This is a genomic window from Streptomyces sp. NPDC000075 (assembly GCF_040301925.1).
GTDB classification, from domain to species: domain Bacteria; phylum Actinomycetota; class Actinomycetes; order Streptomycetales; family Streptomycetaceae; genus Streptomyces; species Streptomyces polychromogenes.
The window spans coordinates 38,154-53,500 of the sequence record NZ_JBEPFL010000047.1; the positions used below are offsets into that span (position 1 = coordinate 38,154).

Below are 15,347 nucleotides of genomic sequence, written 5' to 3' on the forward strand. Positions count from 1 at the left end.
CCCGGCAGCCTAAGCCGGTGTCACCAGGCGTGTCTCGTAGGCGTACACCGCAGCCTGCGTACGGTCCCGCAGCCCCAGCTTCACCAGGATGCGGCTCACATGCGTCTTGATCGTGGACTCCGCGACCAGCAGCCGGTCGGCGATCTCCGCGTTGGACAGCCCCTGGGCGATCAGCACCAGCACCTCCGTCTCCCGCTCCGTCAACTCCCCCACCCCGGAGGGGTCTGCGGTCCGTGACACCTCCGAGAGCTTCGAGAACTCCACGATCAGCCGCTTCGTCACCGAAGGGGCCAGCAGCGCCTCCCCGGCCGCCACCACCCGCACCCCCTCCGCCAGCTGCCGCGCCGACGCGTCCTTCAGCAGGAACCCCGAGGCCCCCGCCCGCAGCGCCTGGTACACGTACTCGTCGAGGTCGAAGGTCGTCAGGACCAGCACCTTCGCGTCCGAGTCGGCCGCCACGATGTGCCGCGTCGCCTCCAGTCCGTTCATCTCCGGCATCCGGATGTCCATCAGCACCACGTCCGGCCGCAGCGCCGCCACCTGCGCGATGGCCTGCCTGCCGTCGACCGCCTCGCCGACGACCTCGATCCCCTCCATCGCGTTCAGCAGGACGGAGAAGCCCTCACGGACCATCATCTGGTCGTCGACGATCAGCACCCTGATCGTCATACCGGTGCCTCCTCGGGCTGCGGCCGGCCGGGCACCGGTATGAACACGGCCACCTCGTACCCGCCTCCGGCGCTCTCCCCGGCCGTCATCTCCCCCTCCAGCATCGCCACCCGCTCCCGCATCCCCGTGATCCCGTGCCCGGCCCCCGGGGAGGGGCGGACGTCCCCGACGGCCGGCCCGTTGACGACCCGTATCCCCAGACCGCCCAGCACGTACGAGATCTCCACCCCGGCCACCGCGCCCGGGGCGTGCCGCAGGCTGTTGCTCAGCGCCTCCTGCACGATCCGGTACGCCGACAGCTCCACGCCCTGCGGCAGTTCGCGCACCGCGCCCGTGACCGTCTTCTCCACCCTCAGCCCGGCCTCCCGCACATTGGCCAGCAGCCCGTCCAGGGAGGCCAGCGTCGGCTGCGGGGCCTCGGGGGCCTCGTAGTCCGCGGACCGGACCACGCCCAGCACCCGTCGCAGCTCCGTCAGCGCCGCCACCGCGTTCTCCCGGATCGTGGCGAAGGCCGCCTCCAGCTCCGGCGGCGGGTTCTTCACCCGGTACGGGGCCGCCTCCGCCTGGATCGCCACCACCGACATGTGGTGGGCGACCACGTCGTGCAGCTCGCGCGCGATGGTCGTCCGCTCCTCCAGCAGCGTCCGCCGGTCCCGCTCGACGGCCGTCACCTCCTGCTGCGCCGTGACCTCCTGCTTGGCCTCCCGGCGGGTGTTGCGGACGGTGACGGCCAGCAGCGCCATCGCCGAGGTGATCGCCATGGGCGCGGGCTGGACCGAGCCCGCCGAGCCGACGAGGATCGGCAGGGCCGTCCCGAACACCAGCGTGACGACCCACATCCACCCGGCGACCCGGGGCCGGGTCCGCATCGCCACGAACGTCAGGACGGCGAGATGCCCGACGAACGTCGCCGGCGACCACGGCCAGACCATGATCTGGTCCTGGAGCACGGACAGCACGGCGGTGACGGCCAGGGCCGCCCAGAACGCCCCCACGGGCCGCACCAGAGTCATCAGCACCGGCGCCGCCGCCAGCACCCCGATCAGCAGGGACTGGACCGGCGGCATCCCGTTGAAGTTGTCGGTGTTCCCCAGCAGGAACACGAAGAACGCCGTCGCCGCGACCGCAGCGTGCGGCAGGTAGGCCGCCTTCGGCCGTATCCGCCGGGGCAGCAGCCGGGGCAGCCGCCCGTCCGTCCGCATCGGGGCGAGCGGCCGGTAGGCGAAGGCGTCGGTGAGCAGGTCGTCACGCAGGCTCTGGATCAAGCCCGAAGCCAGTCGCAGTTCGGGAGGCCGGGGGGTCGCCCCGGGGGTCGTCTCGGTCATGTCCAAACCGTAGGCCGGGACCGGGTTGGTCCGCGTCGCCGCTGAAGGGGATTTCCCGGGGTCCCTCTCAGGTACTACGCGGGGCCGTCAGTAGCCCGTCGGACGGATCAGACCCGTCTCGTAGGCGAACACCGCCGCCTGCGTGCGGTCGCGCAGCCCCAGTTTCACCAGGATCCGGCCCACATGCGTCTTCACCGTCTGCTCGGCCAGGACCAGGTGCTCCGCGATCTCCGCGTTGGACAGCCCCTGGGCGATCAGCGACAGCACCTCCGTCTCCCGCTCCGTCAGGTCCTGGATCCGCGCCCTGGACGGCGCGCGCGGGGCACCCATCCGCGAGAACTCGGTGATCAGCCGCTTGGTGATGTTCGGCGACAGCAGGGCCTCGCCGGCGGCCACCACCCGTACCGCCTCGGCCAGCTGATCGGCGGAGGCGTCCTTGAGGAGGAACCCCGACGCACCGGCGCGCAGCGCCTCGTAGACGTACTCGTCCAGGTCGAAGGTGGTCAGCACCAGCACCTTCACGGGGCAGTCCGGGACGGCCGTGATGACCGAGGTGGCCTCGATCCCGCCCATCCCGGGCATCCGGATGTCCATCAGGACGACGTCCGGCCCGAGTTCGGCCGCCTTGGCCACCGCGTCCGCGCCGTCGACGGCCTGCCCCACGACCTCGATGTCGGGCTGCGCGTTGAGGAGGACGGTGAAGCCCTGCCGGACCATCATCTGGTCGTCGGCGATCATCACCCTGATCGGAGTGCTCATACGTCCTTCTTCGTCTCGGAGGGGGACGGGCCCGGCGGGTCCATGGGGAGCACGGCGCTCACCTCGTACCCGCCGCCGGGGCGGGGACCGGCGGCCAGTTCGCCCCCCAGCATGCCCGCCCGCTCGCGCATCCCGAGCAGCCCGTGCCCCGCGCCCGGCGACGGCGGGGCCGGCCGGGTCGGGGCGGAGTTCGCGACGCACAGGTGCAGTTCGCGCGGCCCGTACGCGATCCCCACCTCCACCCGGGAACCGGGGGCGTGCCGCAGGCAGTTGCTCAGCGCCTCCTGGACGATCCGGTACGCGGTCAGCTCGACGCCCGGGGTCAGCGGCCGCCGCACGCCCGCGATCTCGGTGGTGACCTCCAGTCCGGCGCCGCGCACGTTGTCCACGAGCCCGTCCAGTTCGGCGAGGGTGGGCTGCGGGTGGTGCGGGCCGGAGCCCTCGCCCGGCTGCTCGGACCGCAGCACGCCCAGTACCCGGCGCAGCTCCGTCAGGGCTTCCAGGGCGTTCTCCCGGATGCCCGCCAGGTTCTCCTTCAGCTCCTCGGACGGGTTCTCCACCAGGTACGGGGCGACCTGCGCCTGGATGGAGATCACCGACATGTGGTGGGCGACCACGTCGTGCAGCTCGCGGGCGATGCGGCTGCGTTCCTCCAGCAGGGTCCGCCGGGCCCGCTCCTCCTCCGTGAGGCTCTCCTGCGCGACGAGCTGGCTGCGGGCCAGCCGTGTCGCCCGCAGGGCGTACCCCAGGAGCCCGGCGAAACCGCACACGAGGAGCGCGATGATCGCACTGCTCTGCCCGTGCTCCGGTTTGAAGAGCATCTCGGCCACGCCGGTGGACGCGACGGGGATGCCGATGACCCATGCCGTGACCTTGGGCGGCACGCGCAGGGCCACGAGCAGGACCAGCGGCGCGAAGGCGAACGGCCCGATCGGCGTCCACGGCCAGGTCTGCCCCGGTCCGACCTCACGGTGAATCACCCAGGCGATGAACCCGGCCGTCACCATCCCGAGCCACCAGGCGGCGACCGGCCGGAACATCGCGGCCACGATGGAGAAGCCGGTGAAGAGGGACAGGACGACGACGCGCGGATCGTGCACGTCGTAGTGGTCCTGGAGCTGAGCGGACGTCATGAACCCGAAGAACACCGCCAGGTAGCCGACGAGGGCGTGCGGAAGCCGGGCCAGCCAGCGGGGCCGCTTCATCGGGGGCAGCGGGTCCCGCCCGAGGGTGAACAGCTGACGGGCCACCCCCACCGGGGCGCGGCCCTCCCGCTCGGGGGCCGGGACCGGGGCCGGGGGCTCGCTCTGCGCATTCACACCGCCCAGCCTAGGCACGGGAGATCACCCGGCCCGCTGCCGGAGTCCGCTCACCGGACCCCCGGGAGGACCCGCCGACGGCCACGCTCCGGCCGGCGGCCCGGGGCCGGGGCCGCTCGTGGACGCGGAACGCGGCCCAGCAGACGGCCAAGGCGGCCGCGAACACCGGCAGCCACAGCAGCCGGGCGGCTATCCACCCCGCCGAGGCGGGCACCGTGTGCAGCCCGGGCAGATCGGCGGAGACCAGCAGCCCGAGGGCGGTGACCGCCATCATCGAGGTCTGGTGCCACAGGAACACCGTCATCGCCGACAGGTTCAGCAGCGCCACCTTCGCCCACCGCCGGGGCCGGCGCATCGCCCGACCCAGCGGCTCGCGCACCAGCAGGGCCAGCCCGCACTGGGCCAGACCGAAGGCGACGGCGGCCAGCGTCGGCGGGTTCAGGTTCGACACCGCCGCACCGGGCACCCCCACCATGGACGCCGGGTACCCGCCCCAGACGACCAGCGCGGCGGCCGCGGCCACCCCACCGCCCAGCAGGAGCAGGGCCGGACGCCGCCTCCGGGTGAACGCGCCCCGGGCCCAGGCGGCCCCCAGCGTGTACGGCACGAGCCAGCCCGCGGCGACGTTGACCCAGCCGGCCCACTGAGGCCCGCCGAAGCCGAACCGCCACGCGTCGACCCCCGCCACCACGGCCACCAGCCACACCGGGCTGAGCCGGGCCACCAGCGGGGTCGCGGCGGTGAGCGCCGCGAACACCAGCAGGAACCACAGCGGCGACCACACGAGCGTGAGCAGCGTCCGTACGGTGTCCCACTCGGCCCCGCCCAGCAGCAGCCCGGCCGCCACGACGGTCCACAGGGCGACGACCGCCGCCACCGGCCGGAACAGCCGGCCCAGCCGCTGCCCGACCCAGGCCCGGTACGACACCCCGCGCACCCGCGCCGAGTCGTACCCCCGGGCCGCGACATGACCGCCGACCAGGAAGAACACGGCCAGGGTCTGGAACACCCAGGACAGCGGGGCCAGCCAGGGCATGCGCACCAGCGGGCTGGTGCCGTGCAGGGATCCGCCCTCGGCGGTCAGTGCGGTGACCAGCCAGTGCCCGAACACGACCCCGAGGATCGCGAAGGCCCGCAGGGCGTCCACGGACCGGTCCCGTCCCTCCGGGGTCGCCCGGTCGACGCGGTCGGCGAGCGCGGCCCAGCGCCCGCGCACCTCAGACACGGGGCACCTCCGTGCCGAGCACGATGCGGGCCAGGCCGTCGAGGGAGGCGGTGCCGGGCTTGAGGTAGTCGCTGTGCCCGGCGCTGCCCGCGGGGAAGACCCGGGCGCCGAACGCGGGGTCCACCGGGTCGGTGCCGAAGCCGATCCCGCCGAGGCGGACATGGGGCACGTCCCCGATCCAGTCCCCGCTGCCCCGGCCGGCCCATATCCGGGCCCGGGTCGGCAGTGCGGCGGTGGTGTCGGCCCCCGTACCCGGGCTGCCGAACAGCGCGATGTCCGTCACCCCGGGCCCGGTCGCCGTACGGGCGCAGACCACCGAGCCGTAGGAGTGGCAGAGCAGCGACATCCGGGCCCCGTCCGTGGTGAGCCCCCGCAACCGTGACAGGAACGGGCCCAGTTCGGCGGCGGCCCGGTCCGCCCGGTCGGCGGTCAGCACGGTGGTGCTGACGGTGCCCGGTGTGTCGTACCCGAGCCAGGCGACCACGGCGGAGCGCGGGTGCTGTTCCTCCAGCCGCCGCTGGAGGCTCAGCGCCCCGTCGCGGAAGCGCCGGTAGGTGTCGAGGGTCGTATCGGAGCCGGGCACCAGCACCGCGATCCGGTCGGCGGTGCCCAGATCGCCGAACACCTCCACCACCCGGCCCCCGCCCCGCCCGTCGAAGGTGAGGAACCGGGCGTCCCCCGCTCCCGCCGAGGCCATCTCCCGCAGCTTCGCCGCCCGGCCGCTCTGGCCCGCCTCCTCGGCCGTACGCGCCGCCTCGGCGAGGTTGGCGAGGTTCGCGGCGTAGCGCTCCTGCGGGCCGGCGGACCCGGCGAGCACCGCCGGTGCGGGCGCCGGCACCCCAGGGGACGCGGCGGCCGACACGGGGACGACCACGGCCCCGGCGACGAGCCCGGCCAGCACCGTGCGCAGGACCCGGCCCCGCCGGACGCCCCTGCCGCGCAGACTGCCGTTCGCGCCGCTGCCGTTCGTACCGCTGCCGTTCGTGGCGGTGCCGCTCGTGGCGGTGCCGTTCGCGACGCTGCCGCTCGTACTGCTGCTGTTCGTGCCGGTGCCGTTCATGGCGGTGCCCCCCGTGCCTCGCTCCCGATCGGGCACTCGCCCGCTCCGGTAACGAAGTTAGGAATCCGCACCCCTGGTCGGCATCACACTGCGGAGCGGGCTTCGCGGATGGCTCTCAGGTATGACACGCCCTACCTGAGAGCCAGGTCCGCTCGGCTAGGGTCCGGGAATGAGCGACCACGACTGGCGGCACGACCGCATCGGCAGCGCGCACCGGGGGCAGAACCCGACCGTCCTGCGCCGCCTCGACGCCGGATTCGCCGTGATCGGCGACCGGCAGTTCCTCCCGGGCTACTCGGTCCTGCTGACCGACGACCCCGCGGTCACCCGCCTCTCGGACCTCCCGCCGGCCCGCCGTGCCGCCTACCTCACCGACCTGGAGCGGTTCGCCGAGGCCGTGGAGCGCGCCTGCGCCCGCCTCGACCCGGCCTTCCGCCGCGTGAACATCGAGATCCTGGGCAACACCGACCCGTACCTCCACGCCCACATCTGGCCGCGCTACGACTGGGAGCCCGAGCACCGCGTACGGATGCCGGTCTGGATGTACGCCGACGAGGAGTACTGGCGCGGCGACCGCCACGCCCTGGCCCCCCGCCATGACGCGCTGCGCGCCGCCCTCACGGAGGAACTGGACCGCCTCACCGGCTGAGGGACCGGACGGCCCCGCCACCGGCGAGGCCCCCGCCGGTACCCCGGCTACGACGCCGACGTCGCCACCCGCAGCCCGAACCCGATCAGGACCACACCCGTCACCCGGTCCATCGCCCGGCGGACGCGCGGCCGGGCGAAGAAGCGCCGGGCGCGCGACAGCACGTAGACGTACGTCCCCAGCCAGGCCAGCGTCAGCAGGACGTGGACCAGCACCAGCAGCGCCATCCCCGCCGCCGGGCGCAGGCCGGGCGGCGCGAGGGTGGGGAGCAGGCCCGTGTAGAACACGGCGATCTTCGGGTTGAGGGCGTTGCTGACGAGCCCGGTCCGCCAGGCCCCGCCCCGCTCGCGCCGCCCGCCGTCCGGGCCGCCAAGGCCCCCGCCACCGCCGCCGTCCGGGCCGCCAACGCCAGCGCCGTCAACACCACCGGCCGCGCCGCCACCGTCCCCGTCCGCCGCGGCCCCCACCCCCGGCCGGCGGAGCGACTGCACGCCGAGGAGGCACAGGTACGCGGCCCCCGCCAGCTTGACCGCCAGGTACACCTCCGCCGACGCGGCGAGGAGCGCCGCGAGACCGGCCACGGTGAGGGCGCCCCAGAGCAGCAGCCCGGCGGCGATCCCGCCGACGGTCCGCAGCCCGTCCGCCCGCCCCCGCGAGACGGCCCGCCGGGTCACGACGGCCATGTCCGGCCCGGGCACGACGGTCAGCAGGGCCAGGACCCCGGTCGCGGCGGCGAGTTGCGTGAGCACGCGGCTCAGTCTGCCACCCGGTCCACCGCCAGCGGCTCGACGTACCCCGCCCTCCAGCGGGGCGCGGGGTCCTGTCCAGGGCTGGTCCAGTACTCCCTCGCGGCGACGACCTCCCCGTCCCGCACCGTCCAGAGGGAGACGGCCCGGTACAGGACGTGGTCCTCGGGTATCTCCACCTCGGTGACGACGAGGTCCCCGTCGGCGAGGATGCGCAGCACCTCCACCCCGCCGATGGACCTCTCCTCCGTATCCGGGCCCTCGTCGCTGAGCACGGCGATGAAGTTCGCCCTGCCCACGATGCGCTCCCCGCTGACCGGCCATTCGATGACCGCGTCCTCCGCGACGAGCCGGGCCACGCCGTGCCAGTCGCGTGCCTCGATCCGCTCCCACAGTCGTGCCACTACCTTCAACGGCTCCATGTGCCGCAGTGTGCGATGGGCTACTCGGAGGCAACAAGGTTTGCTTGCAGGCTTATTGACTTCGACACATTCCCTCCGGACCACCCCGGTCCGACGGCCCGGTGTCCGACGGCCCGGCGTCCGGCGCCAGCGCCGCCAGTGCCGTCGACAGCCGCTCCAGCACCGCCGCCGTCTCCGCGAAGGCCGCTTCGCCCAGGAAGGCCGTCAGCCGGGCCGCCAGCTCCGCGTGGGCCGGGTCGATGCGGGCGATCGCGGCGCGGCCCTCCTCCGTCGGGCGGAGCAGTTTCGCCCGGCGGTGCGCGGGGTTCGGCACGTACTCGGCCAGGCCCTTCGCCGTCAGCAGGTCCGCCACGCGCTGCACGCTCTGCCGGGTGATCCCCATCCGCCGGGCGATCCCCGCGACGGGCAGAGGCTCCGTCAGCACCGCGCCCAGCACCTGCCACCACGCGGCCGTCAGCCCGGCCGGACGGGCCAGCTCCTCGGAGACGGCCAGGAACTGCCCGTTCAGCTGGAACACGCCCAGCGCGGTCCGGCTGAGCAGGTCCTGCCGCTCCCGCCCGGACAGCGGCCGCGCGGGGTCCCGCGGCAGCGGGTCAGGCACCGCCGGCCTCCGCGGCGGCCATCAGGACCGGGAACGCGGAGGCGTCGGAGTCGTGGAACAGCCGGTACCAGGCGTCCAGTACCTCCGGCTCGTACACCCCCAGCCGGGCGAAGACCTCCCGCGCGAAGGCCACCGGCTCCGTCGGCCCCGCCGTGATCAGGTCGCCCGCGGTGACCGCGTCGGCCTCCACGTACCAGGCCGCACCCCCGTACCCGGGCTGCGCCGCGAGGTAGGCGGCGGCCGCGCTGGTGTGCGGGCGGTCGTCCAGCAGGCCCTCCCGGGCGAGGCCCGCCGTGGCTCCGCAGATCGCCGCCACCGGCACCCCGGCCGCCAGGAACTCGCGCGCCCTGGCCGCGAAGGGGTCCAGGTCCGCGCCGGTGTCCCACAGCCCGGCGCCCGTCAGGATCAGCAGCGAGGAGTCCTCGGGGCGCAGCTCGGCGAGGGCCAGGTCGGGCTGGACGCGGAGGCCGCCCATGGTGGTGACCGGGACGCCAGCGGCCGGGCCGACCGTACGGATCCGGTATCCGCGCCGGGCGAGGTGGGCGGTGGTGTGCCCGGTCTCCCAGTCGGCGTACGTGTCGTAGACCGCGAGGTGGACGGGCTTGTAAGCCGTGGTGACGGGACTGCCGTTCACGGGACTGCCGTTCATGGGACGCCTCCGACGGGGAATGCGGAAGGACGAGGCGGCGGGTACGGAACCACGCTCCCACCATGACAGCATGCTGTCAACGGCTGCCGGGGCCGACAGACTGCCGAGGGTGGCCCCCCACCCCCATACAGTCCGCCGATATCCCTTCCCACCTGCGCACTTCTAGCGTGACGCCATGACCCCTCATGTCACCGGCGCGTCCGTCAAGGCCGCCGACCGCGCGCACGTCTTCCACTCGTGGTCCGCCCAGGCCCTGATCGACCCGCTGGCCGTCGCCGGGGCCGAGGGCTCGTACTTCTGGGACTACGACGGGAACCGCTTCCTCGACTTCTCCTCCCAGCTGGTCAACACCAACATCGGCCACCAGCACCCCAAGGTGGTCGCGGCGATCCAGGAGCAGGCCGCCAGGCTCTGCACCCTGGCGCCCGGTTTCGCCGTCGACGTCCGCTCCGAGGCCGCACGCCTCATCGCCGAGCGGACCCCCGGCGACCTCGACAAGATCTTCTTCACCAACGGCGGCGCCGAGGCCGTGGAGAACGCCGTCCGCATGGCCCGGCTGCACACCGGCCGCCAGAAGGTGCTCTCCGCCTACCGCTCGTACCACGGCGCCACCGCCGCCGCGATCAACCTGACCGGCGACCCGCGCCGCTGGCCCTCGGACACCGCCTCCGCCGGCGTCGTCCACTTCTGGGGCCCGTTCCTCTACCGCTCGCCCTTCCACGCCACCACCGAGCAGGAGGAGTGCGAGCGCGCCCTCGCCCACCTCGCCGACACGATCGCCTTCGAGGGGCCGCAGTCCGTCGCCGCGGTCATCCTGGAGTCCGTGCCCGGCACCGCCGGGATCATGACCCCGCCGCCCGGCTACCTGGCCGGGGTGCGCGAGCTCTGCGACCGCTACGGCATCGTCTTCATCCTCGACGAGGTCATGTCCGGCTTCGGCCGCACCGGCAAGTGGTTCGCGGCCGAGCACTGGGACGTCACCCCGGACCTGATCACCTTCGCCAAGGGCGTGAACAGCGGCTACGTGCCGCTCGGCGGCGTCGCCATCTCCGGCGCCATCGCCGAGACCTTCGCCACCCGCCCCTACCCGGGCGGACTGACCTACTCCGGCCACCCGCTGGCCTGCGCCGCCGCCGTCGCGACGATCAACGCGATGGAGGAGGAGGACGTCGTCGGCAACGCCGCCCGCGTCGGCGCCGAGGTGATCGCCCCCGGGCTCGCCGAGATCGCCGGGCGCCACCCGTCGGTCGGCGAGGTCCGCGGGCTGGGCACCTTCTGGGCGGTGGAGCTCGTACGGGACAAGGAGACGCGCGAGCCGCTCGTCCCGTACAACGCCGCCGGCGCCGACAACGCGCCCATGGCCGAGTTCGCGGCCGCCTGCAAGGCGTCCGGCCTGTGGCCGTTCGTCAACATGAACCGGACGCACGTCGTCCCCCCGTGCACCGTCACGGAAGCCGAGGCCAAGGAGGGCCTGGCCCTCCTCGACGAGGCCCTGACGGTCGCCGACCGCCACACCACGGGCAGCTGATCATCCGCATATCGGCCGTTATCTCCGTATAGCGGAGGGGAACCGATCGGTTTCGGCCGCGCTGCCTGGCCTAAGGTGTCCGAAGTTCTACCGAGGAGACGGACCCCTATGTCAGGCAGCGGCGGAGGTGTCACCCGCAACACCCTGCGACAGCAGATCGCGGACGCGCTGCGTGACGAGGTGCTCGCGGGCAGGCTGCCCCCGGGCACCGAGTTCACCGTCAAGCAGATCGCCGAGCAGTACGAGGTCTCCGCGACCCCCGTGCGCGAGGCGCTCGTCGACCTCTCCGCGCAGGGCCTGCTGGAATCCGTGCAGCACCGGGGCTTCCGGGTCCGCGTCTACACGGTCGACGACTTCCGCGGCATGATCGAGGCCCGGATGCTGATACTCGACGGGATCTTCCGCCGGCTCGTCGAATGCGGGACCGCGCCCGGCTCGGCCGAGCTGCTGGTGTCCGTGCGCCGCCGCGCGGAGGAGGCGCGGCGGGCCGCGCACAGCGGTTCGCTCGAAGTGCTGATCGGCTACGACCTCAGGTTCTGGCGCGAGCTCAGCGGGCTGGTCGGCAACACCTACATCACCGAGTTCCTGCACCGGATCCGCGTGCAGTGCTGGGTCTTCTCCGTCCCCCACCTCCAGCGGGCCCCCCAGCCCGCCGCCGCGCTGTGGGACAAGCACGGCGAGCTGGTCGACGCCGTGACGCGGGCCGACGCCGAGGCGGTCCGCAGCATCGTGCGCGGGTACAACCAGCACGGCCTGGACTGGGCCGCGACCCTCTGAGGGGCTCCCTTCCCGCCCGGACCCCGTCGCCGGGTTCTGCGCACCCCTTCGCGGAGCGTGTCCGGCGCATTACGCTGGCCGGATCGGCGGCAACGACTGATCGGAGCCCGCGTGGCCTGTGACCTGTGGCTGGTCCCCCTTGTCGACGTGCTGTGCCACAGCCCCGACAACCCCTTCGCGGAGGAGATCGCCGCGTACGACAAGGCGCTGGGCGAGGCGGGTCTGCCGTCGGTGCCCGTGTTCGCCTACATGCCGGGCCTGAGCGGGGACGTGGCCCCGGTGGCCGGTTTCGACTACGACGCCCTGCACTTCCTGCGGCGGGCGTACCTGCTCCAGATCTGCGGGCTGCCGGTGACGCCGGTGGACGAGCTGGGCGGGGACTACGAGCAGCTGCTGGAGATGTTCGAGGCCACGGCCCAGCAGTCGCACCTGGTCTGGCACTACGACCACGCCGGGGCCTACGTCCCGGTGGACTTCCCCGCGCCACTGGCCAACGACGAGCTGCTGGCCGGGGGCGGGCCGCTCGGGTCGGCGCAGGGGCTGCTGCGCGAGCTGGCCTTCGTCGCCCCCGCGATCGGGATAGACCCCATGAACCCGCCCGCCGCCCCGGCGCCGCCGGGCGGGCCGACGGCGCTGGAGGAGCCCGCGGGACCGATCCCGTACGACGCGAGCCCCTTCGCGCGGGAGCGGCACGTATGGCTGGGCCTGCACGCGGCGGCCACCCGGAGCCTGGGCCAGGGCTCGATGATCATCTTCAGCTGACCGGACCCGGCCCCCTCAGCGCGGCTGCTCCGGGGGCCGCTGGCGCGGCATGTTCGGGCGGGTGCCCGGCGGGAGGGGGAAACGGGCCGGGGGGACGCCCGGGTCCGGCCGGGCCGGGGCGGCGGCCAGGGACTGCATGGCCAGCGGCGTCGGCCCCGCCCGGAACTCCACCATCCAGTCGGCCGTCTCGGAGCGCACCAGTTCCGTGACGTCCTCGGAGAACCGCCGCAGCACCGTCAGGCAGCGCTCGGCGGCCTCGCTCGCCGTGCCCTCCGTCGGCCCCAGCACCTCGCGCACGTTCTCCGAGGCCCAGTCGAACTGGAGCGTCTGGAGCCGGCGCTGCACCGCCTGCGCCGTCGCCACGTCCCGCATCCACCCCGAGGTCAGCCCGAAGAACCGGTCGCAGGCCAGGCAGGCGGCGGCCAGCAGCAGGGAGAGGTAACCGTACGGGGCCACGCCCGGGGCCGAGCCGGTCAGCTCCAGCAGCGGCATCGCGGCGCCCGTGACGGCGCCCACGGCCGCGCCCGCCCGCAGGGTCCGCGCGCCCCGCCGCTTCCAGGCCCGGTCCGACAGGTACCACTCGGCGGTGCGCAGCGCGTCGGCCTCCACCCGCCGGTAGAGCTCGTCGAGCCGCTCGGCGGGCTCGCCCCAGTCGCCGAGGGGGAACGGCCGGCCGGTCAGGTCGCCGTCCTCTGCGGGATCCCGGGGTGGCCCCTCGGGCTGCATCTCCGGCTGACTCACCCGGGCACTCCCTCTGCCTGCACTGACGTGTCGTGGTGCGCGTGTGCGCAATGGTGCGCATGCTCTTCCTACCTTCGAATGACACGCGATGGGCGACGAATCCCCGGTTTTCCGCCCGCAAGGAGGTCCCCAACAGGGACGCGCACGCCCCGTCTCTCACCCGAAAGAGTTGGTCCTCCCGGCGTAGGGCGCGGCGCCCGGGGAGCACGTAGGCTCGGATTGACCGAGCGTTCCCGACGGCCGCAGCCAGGCCGATGCGCAGATGGAGTGAGTACCCGTGATTCCCGGTGGTGGCCAGCCCAACATGCAGCAGCTGCTCCAGCAGGCCCAGAAGATGCAGCGCGACCTCGCCACGGCCCAGGAGGAACTGGCCCGGACCGAGGTCGAGGGCCAGGCCGGCGGCGGTCTGGTGAAGGCCACCGTCACCGGTTCCGGTGACCTGCGGGCCCTGGTCATCGACCCGAAGGCCGTGGACCCGGAGGACACCGAGACCCTCGCCGACCTGGTCGTCGCGGCGGTCCAGGCCGCCAACGAGAACGCGCAGGCGCTCCAGCAGCAGAAGCTGGGCCCGCTGGCGCAGGGCCTGGGCGGCGGCAGCGGCAGCCCCGGCCTCCCCTTCTAGCCCCCGCCCCTTCCCGTCCCGTCCCCGTTCCCTGTAGAACACAGCACCAGAACCGAAAGAAGGCAGTCCGTTGTACGAAGGCGTGGTCCAGGACCTGATCGACGAGCTGGGCAGGCTGCCCGGCGTCGGGCCCAAGAGCGCGCAGCGGATCGCCTTCCACGTCCTGCAGGCCGAGCCCACCGACGTCCGGCGCCTCGCGCACGCGCTGCTGGAGGTCAAGGAGAAGGTCCGGTTCTGCGCGGTCTGCGGGAACGTGGCGCAGGAGGAGCGGTGCGGCATCTGCCGCGACCCGCGCCGCGACACGTCGGTGATCTGCGTGGTCGAGGAGCCGAAGGACGTCGTCGCGATCGAGCGGACCCGCGAGTTCCGGGGCAAGTACCACGTCCTCGGCGGCGCGATCAGCCCGATCGAGGGCGTCGGCCCCGACGACCTGCGCATCCGCGAGCTGCTGGCGCGCCTCGCGGACGGGACGGTCACCGAGCTGATCCTCGCGACCGACCCGAACCTGGAGGGCGAGGCGACCGCCACCTACCTCGCCCGCATGATCAAGCCCATGGGCCTGAAGGTCACCCGCCTGGCCAGCGGGCTCCCCGTCGGGGGAGACCTGGAGTACGCGGACGAGGTCACGCTCGGGCGGGCCTTTGAAGGAAGGCGACTTCTTGATGTCTGACGCAACGCTGCACGCCCTGGGACAGGATCCGGACGACTTCGCCGCCTCGATCGCGGACCAGATCGAGTCCTTCATCGTCGCGGTCACCGAGGTGGCCAAGGGCGAGGACCCGGACAGCGCCGTCCCCTTCCTCCTCCTGGAGGTGTCCCAGCTGCTGCTGGCGGGCGGCCGGCTGGGCGCGTACCAGGACGTCCTGCCCGACGAGCGCTACGAGCCCGACCTGGGCCCGGAGCCGGACGTGGACGTCCTGCGCGAGCGGTTCGCCGTGATGCTGGAGCCGGTCGACGTCTACTCCGAGGTCTTCGACCCGTACGAGCCGCGCAAGGCCCCGGTCGCGCACCGGATCTCCGACGACCTGGCGGACGTGGTCGCCGACCTGCGGCACGGCCTCATCCACCACCAGGCGGGCCGGGTCACCGAGGCGCTGTGGTGGTGGCAGTTCTCGTACTTCACCAACTGGGGGCCGACGGCCTCGGCCACCCTGCGTGCCCTCCAGTCGCTGATCTCGCACGTCCGCCTCAACCAGCCGCTCGCGGCCCTCGACGGCCTGGACACCGACGAGGACCTCACCGAGGAGGACCTCGTGGAGCAGGCGGGGCAGGTCATGGAGCAGGAGCTCGGTAGGCTCGGCCGTAAATAATCCCGTCTCATGATGCGGTACGGAGCGGTCGGATCCCGGCCGCTCGTTAGACTGCACGCGCAATGAGACGGACCGAGCGAGGAGCGCACGTGGGCCTTGTCGTGCAGAAGTACGGAGGCTCCTCCGTAGCCGATGCCGAGGGCATCAAGCGCGTCGCCAAGCGGATCGTGGATGCCAAGAAGA

At 73.4% G+C, this 15,347-nt stretch carries 18 protein-coding genes; 7 read left to right on the top strand and 11 right to left on the bottom strand.

All coding sequences use genetic code 11. From position 1 onward, the window contains the following. Window positions 1-9 precede the first annotated feature (9 nt). The 6 genes from ABT403_RS35375 to ABT403_RS35400 form a co-directional block, all read right to left on the bottom strand. The gene (locus tag ABT403_RS35375; RefSeq protein ID WP_344169281.1) at window positions 10-669 is read right to left on the bottom strand and encodes a response regulator; all 660 of its coding nucleotides are present in this window, start codon (window positions 667-669) and stop codon (window positions 10-12) included. Continuing rightward, window positions 666-1,994, bottom strand: coding sequence for a sensor histidine kinase (locus ABT403_RS35380; RefSeq protein ID WP_344169278.1), 1,329 nt, complete (start codon window positions 1,992-1,994; stop codon window positions 666-668). The genes ABT403_RS35375 and ABT403_RS35380 overlap by 4 nt, the downstream gene beginning before the upstream one ends. Before the next feature lie 87 nt (window positions 1,995-2,081). Next, the gene (locus tag ABT403_RS35385; protein ID WP_344169275.1) at window positions 2,082-2,753 is read right to left on the bottom strand and encodes a response regulator; all 672 of its coding nucleotides are present in this window, start codon (window positions 2,751-2,753) and stop codon (window positions 2,082-2,084) included. Continuing rightward, window positions 2,750-4,072 carry a sensor histidine kinase gene (locus tag ABT403_RS35390; RefSeq protein ID WP_344169272.1) on the bottom strand — a complete coding sequence of 441 codons (1,323 nt, stop codon included), beginning with the start codon at window positions 4,070-4,072 and terminating at the stop codon, window positions 2,750-2,752. The genes ABT403_RS35385 and ABT403_RS35390 overlap by 4 nt, the downstream gene beginning before the upstream one ends. A gap of 10 nt (window positions 4,073-4,082) precedes the next feature. Then, window positions 4,083-5,297: an acyltransferase family protein gene (locus ABT403_RS35395; protein WP_425580340.1), complete on the bottom strand. Its 1,215-nt coding sequence runs from the start codon at window positions 5,295-5,297 to the stop codon at window positions 4,083-4,085. Further along, a complete protein-coding gene (locus tag ABT403_RS35400) occupies window positions 5,290-6,357 on the bottom strand; it encodes an alpha/beta hydrolase (RefSeq protein WP_344169269.1) in 1,068 nt (355 codons plus the stop codon). The genes ABT403_RS35395 and ABT403_RS35400 overlap by 8 nt, the downstream gene beginning before the upstream one ends. 169 nt (window positions 6,358-6,526) lie before the next feature. Between ABT403_RS35400 and ABT403_RS35405 the strand changes: the two genes are divergently transcribed. Beyond that, complete coding sequence (locus ABT403_RS35405) at window positions 6,527-7,006, top strand: HIT family protein (RefSeq protein WP_344169266.1); 480 nt, start codon at window positions 6,527-6,529, stop codon at window positions 7,004-7,006. Between the two features lie 47 nt (window positions 7,007-7,053). Here ABT403_RS35405 and ABT403_RS35410 read toward each other — a convergent pair whose 3' ends face one another. Genes ABT403_RS35410 through ABT403_RS35425 form a run of 4 tightly spaced genes read right to left on the bottom strand, consistent with a single transcriptional unit; the run spans window position 7,054 to window position 9,424 of the window. Then, the gene (locus ABT403_RS35410) at window positions 7,054-7,755 is read right to left on the bottom strand and encodes a LysE family translocator (protein ID WP_344169262.1); all 702 of its coding nucleotides are present in this window, start codon (window positions 7,753-7,755) and stop codon (window positions 7,054-7,056) included. A gap of 5 nt (window positions 7,756-7,760) precedes the next feature. Further along, on the bottom strand, window positions 7,761-8,174 hold the full coding sequence (locus tag ABT403_RS35415; RefSeq protein WP_344169259.1) for a nuclear transport factor 2 family protein: 414 nt from the start codon (window positions 8,172-8,174) through the stop codon (window positions 7,761-7,763). A gap of 52 nt (window positions 8,175-8,226) precedes the next feature. Then, complete coding sequence (locus tag ABT403_RS35420; RefSeq protein ID WP_344169256.1) at window positions 8,227-8,775, bottom strand: MarR family winged helix-turn-helix transcriptional regulator; 549 nt, start codon at window positions 8,773-8,775, stop codon at window positions 8,227-8,229. Further along, window positions 8,768-9,424 (bottom strand): DJ-1/PfpI family protein, encoded by a 657-nt coding sequence (locus ABT403_RS35425; RefSeq protein ID WP_344169253.1) that lies wholly within the window; start codon window positions 9,422-9,424, stop codon window positions 8,768-8,770. The genes ABT403_RS35420 and ABT403_RS35425 overlap by 8 nt, the downstream gene beginning before the upstream one ends. A 175-nt stretch (window positions 9,425-9,599) precedes the next feature. On the opposite strand from ABT403_RS35425, the gene ABT403_RS35430 reads away from it, so the two are divergent. From ABT403_RS35430 to ABT403_RS35440, 3 genes are all read left to right on the top strand, one after another. Then, on the top strand, window positions 9,600-10,952 hold the full coding sequence (locus ABT403_RS35430; RefSeq protein ID WP_344169250.1) for an aspartate aminotransferase family protein: 1,353 nt from the start codon (window positions 9,600-9,602) through the stop codon (window positions 10,950-10,952). Window positions 10,953-11,060: 108 nt separating this feature from the next. Continuing rightward, window positions 11,061-11,729: a GntR family transcriptional regulator gene (locus ABT403_RS35435; protein WP_344169247.1), complete on the top strand. Its 669-nt coding sequence runs from the start codon at window positions 11,061-11,063 to the stop codon at window positions 11,727-11,729. Window positions 11,730-11,840: 111 nt separating this feature from the next. Beyond that, window positions 11,841-12,491 (top strand): putative DNA-mimic protein, encoded by a 651-nt coding sequence (locus ABT403_RS35440; protein ID WP_344169244.1) that lies wholly within the window; start codon window positions 11,841-11,843, stop codon window positions 12,489-12,491. 15 nt (window positions 12,492-12,506) lie between these two features. On the opposite strand, the gene ABT403_RS35445 is transcribed toward ABT403_RS35440, so the two are convergent. Further along, on the bottom strand, window positions 12,507-13,232 hold the full coding sequence (locus ABT403_RS35445; RefSeq protein ID WP_344169241.1) for an SLATT domain-containing protein: 726 nt from the start codon (window positions 13,230-13,232) through the stop codon (window positions 12,507-12,509). A 277-nt stretch (window positions 13,233-13,509) separates the two neighbouring features. Between ABT403_RS35445 and ABT403_RS35450 the strand changes: the two genes are divergently transcribed. The 3 genes from ABT403_RS35450 (at window position 13,510) to ABT403_RS35460 (ending at window position 15,164) form a co-directional block, all read left to right on the top strand. After that, window positions 13,510-13,854, top strand: a complete 345-nt coding sequence (locus ABT403_RS35450) for a YbaB/EbfC family nucleoid-associated protein (protein WP_344169238.1) — start codon at window positions 13,510-13,512, stop codon at window positions 13,852-13,854. A gap of 70 nt (window positions 13,855-13,924) precedes the next feature. Continuing rightward, entirely contained in the window at window positions 13,925-14,524 is a 600-nt protein-coding gene (recR, locus tag ABT403_RS35455; protein WP_344169234.1) for a recombination mediator RecR, read from the top strand. Further along, window positions 14,517-15,164: a DUF5063 domain-containing protein gene (locus tag ABT403_RS35460; protein WP_344169231.1), complete on the top strand. Its 648-nt coding sequence runs from the start codon at window positions 14,517-14,519 to the stop codon at window positions 15,162-15,164. The genes recR and ABT403_RS35460 overlap by 8 nt, the downstream gene beginning before the upstream one ends. Window positions 15,165-15,347 lie beyond the last annotated feature (183 nt).

What these genes read in the sequence shown, in the direction of transcription:
- ABT403_RS35375 (WP_344169281.1), bottom strand. Translation starts at nt 669, where the DNA reads ATGACGATCAGGGTGCTGATCGTCGACGACCAGATGATGGTCCGTGAG.
- ABT403_RS35380 (WP_344169278.1), bottom strand. Translation starts at nt 1,994, where the DNA reads ATGACCGAGACGACCCCCGGGGCGACCCCCCGGCCTCCCGAACTGCGA.
- ABT403_RS35385 (WP_344169275.1), bottom strand. Translation starts at nt 2,753, where the DNA reads ATGAGCACTCCGATCAGGGTGATGATCGCCGACGACCAGATGATGGTC.
- ABT403_RS35400 (WP_344169269.1), bottom strand. Translation starts at nt 6,357, where the DNA reads ATGAACGGCACCGGCACGAACAGCAGCAGTACGAGCGGCAGCGTCGCG.
- ABT403_RS35405 (WP_344169266.1), top strand. Translation starts at nt 6,527, where the DNA reads ATGAGCGACCACGACTGGCGGCACGACCGCATCGGCAGCGCGCACCGG.
- ABT403_RS35415 (WP_344169259.1), bottom strand. Translation starts at nt 8,174, where the DNA reads ATGGAGCCGTTGAAGGTAGTGGCACGACTGTGGGAGCGGATCGAGGCA.
- ABT403_RS35425 (WP_344169253.1), bottom strand. Translation starts at nt 9,424, where the DNA reads ATGAACGGCAGTCCCGTGAACGGCAGTCCCGTCACCACGGCTTACAAG.
- ABT403_RS35430 (WP_344169250.1), top strand. Translation starts at nt 9,600, where the DNA reads ATGACCCCTCATGTCACCGGCGCGTCCGTCAAGGCCGCCGACCGCGCG.
- ABT403_RS35435 (WP_344169247.1), top strand. Translation starts at nt 11,061, where the DNA reads ATGTCAGGCAGCGGCGGAGGTGTCACCCGCAACACCCTGCGACAGCAG.
- ABT403_RS35460 (WP_344169231.1), top strand. Translation starts at nt 14,517, where the DNA reads ATGTCTGACGCAACGCTGCACGCCCTGGGACAGGATCCGGACGACTTC.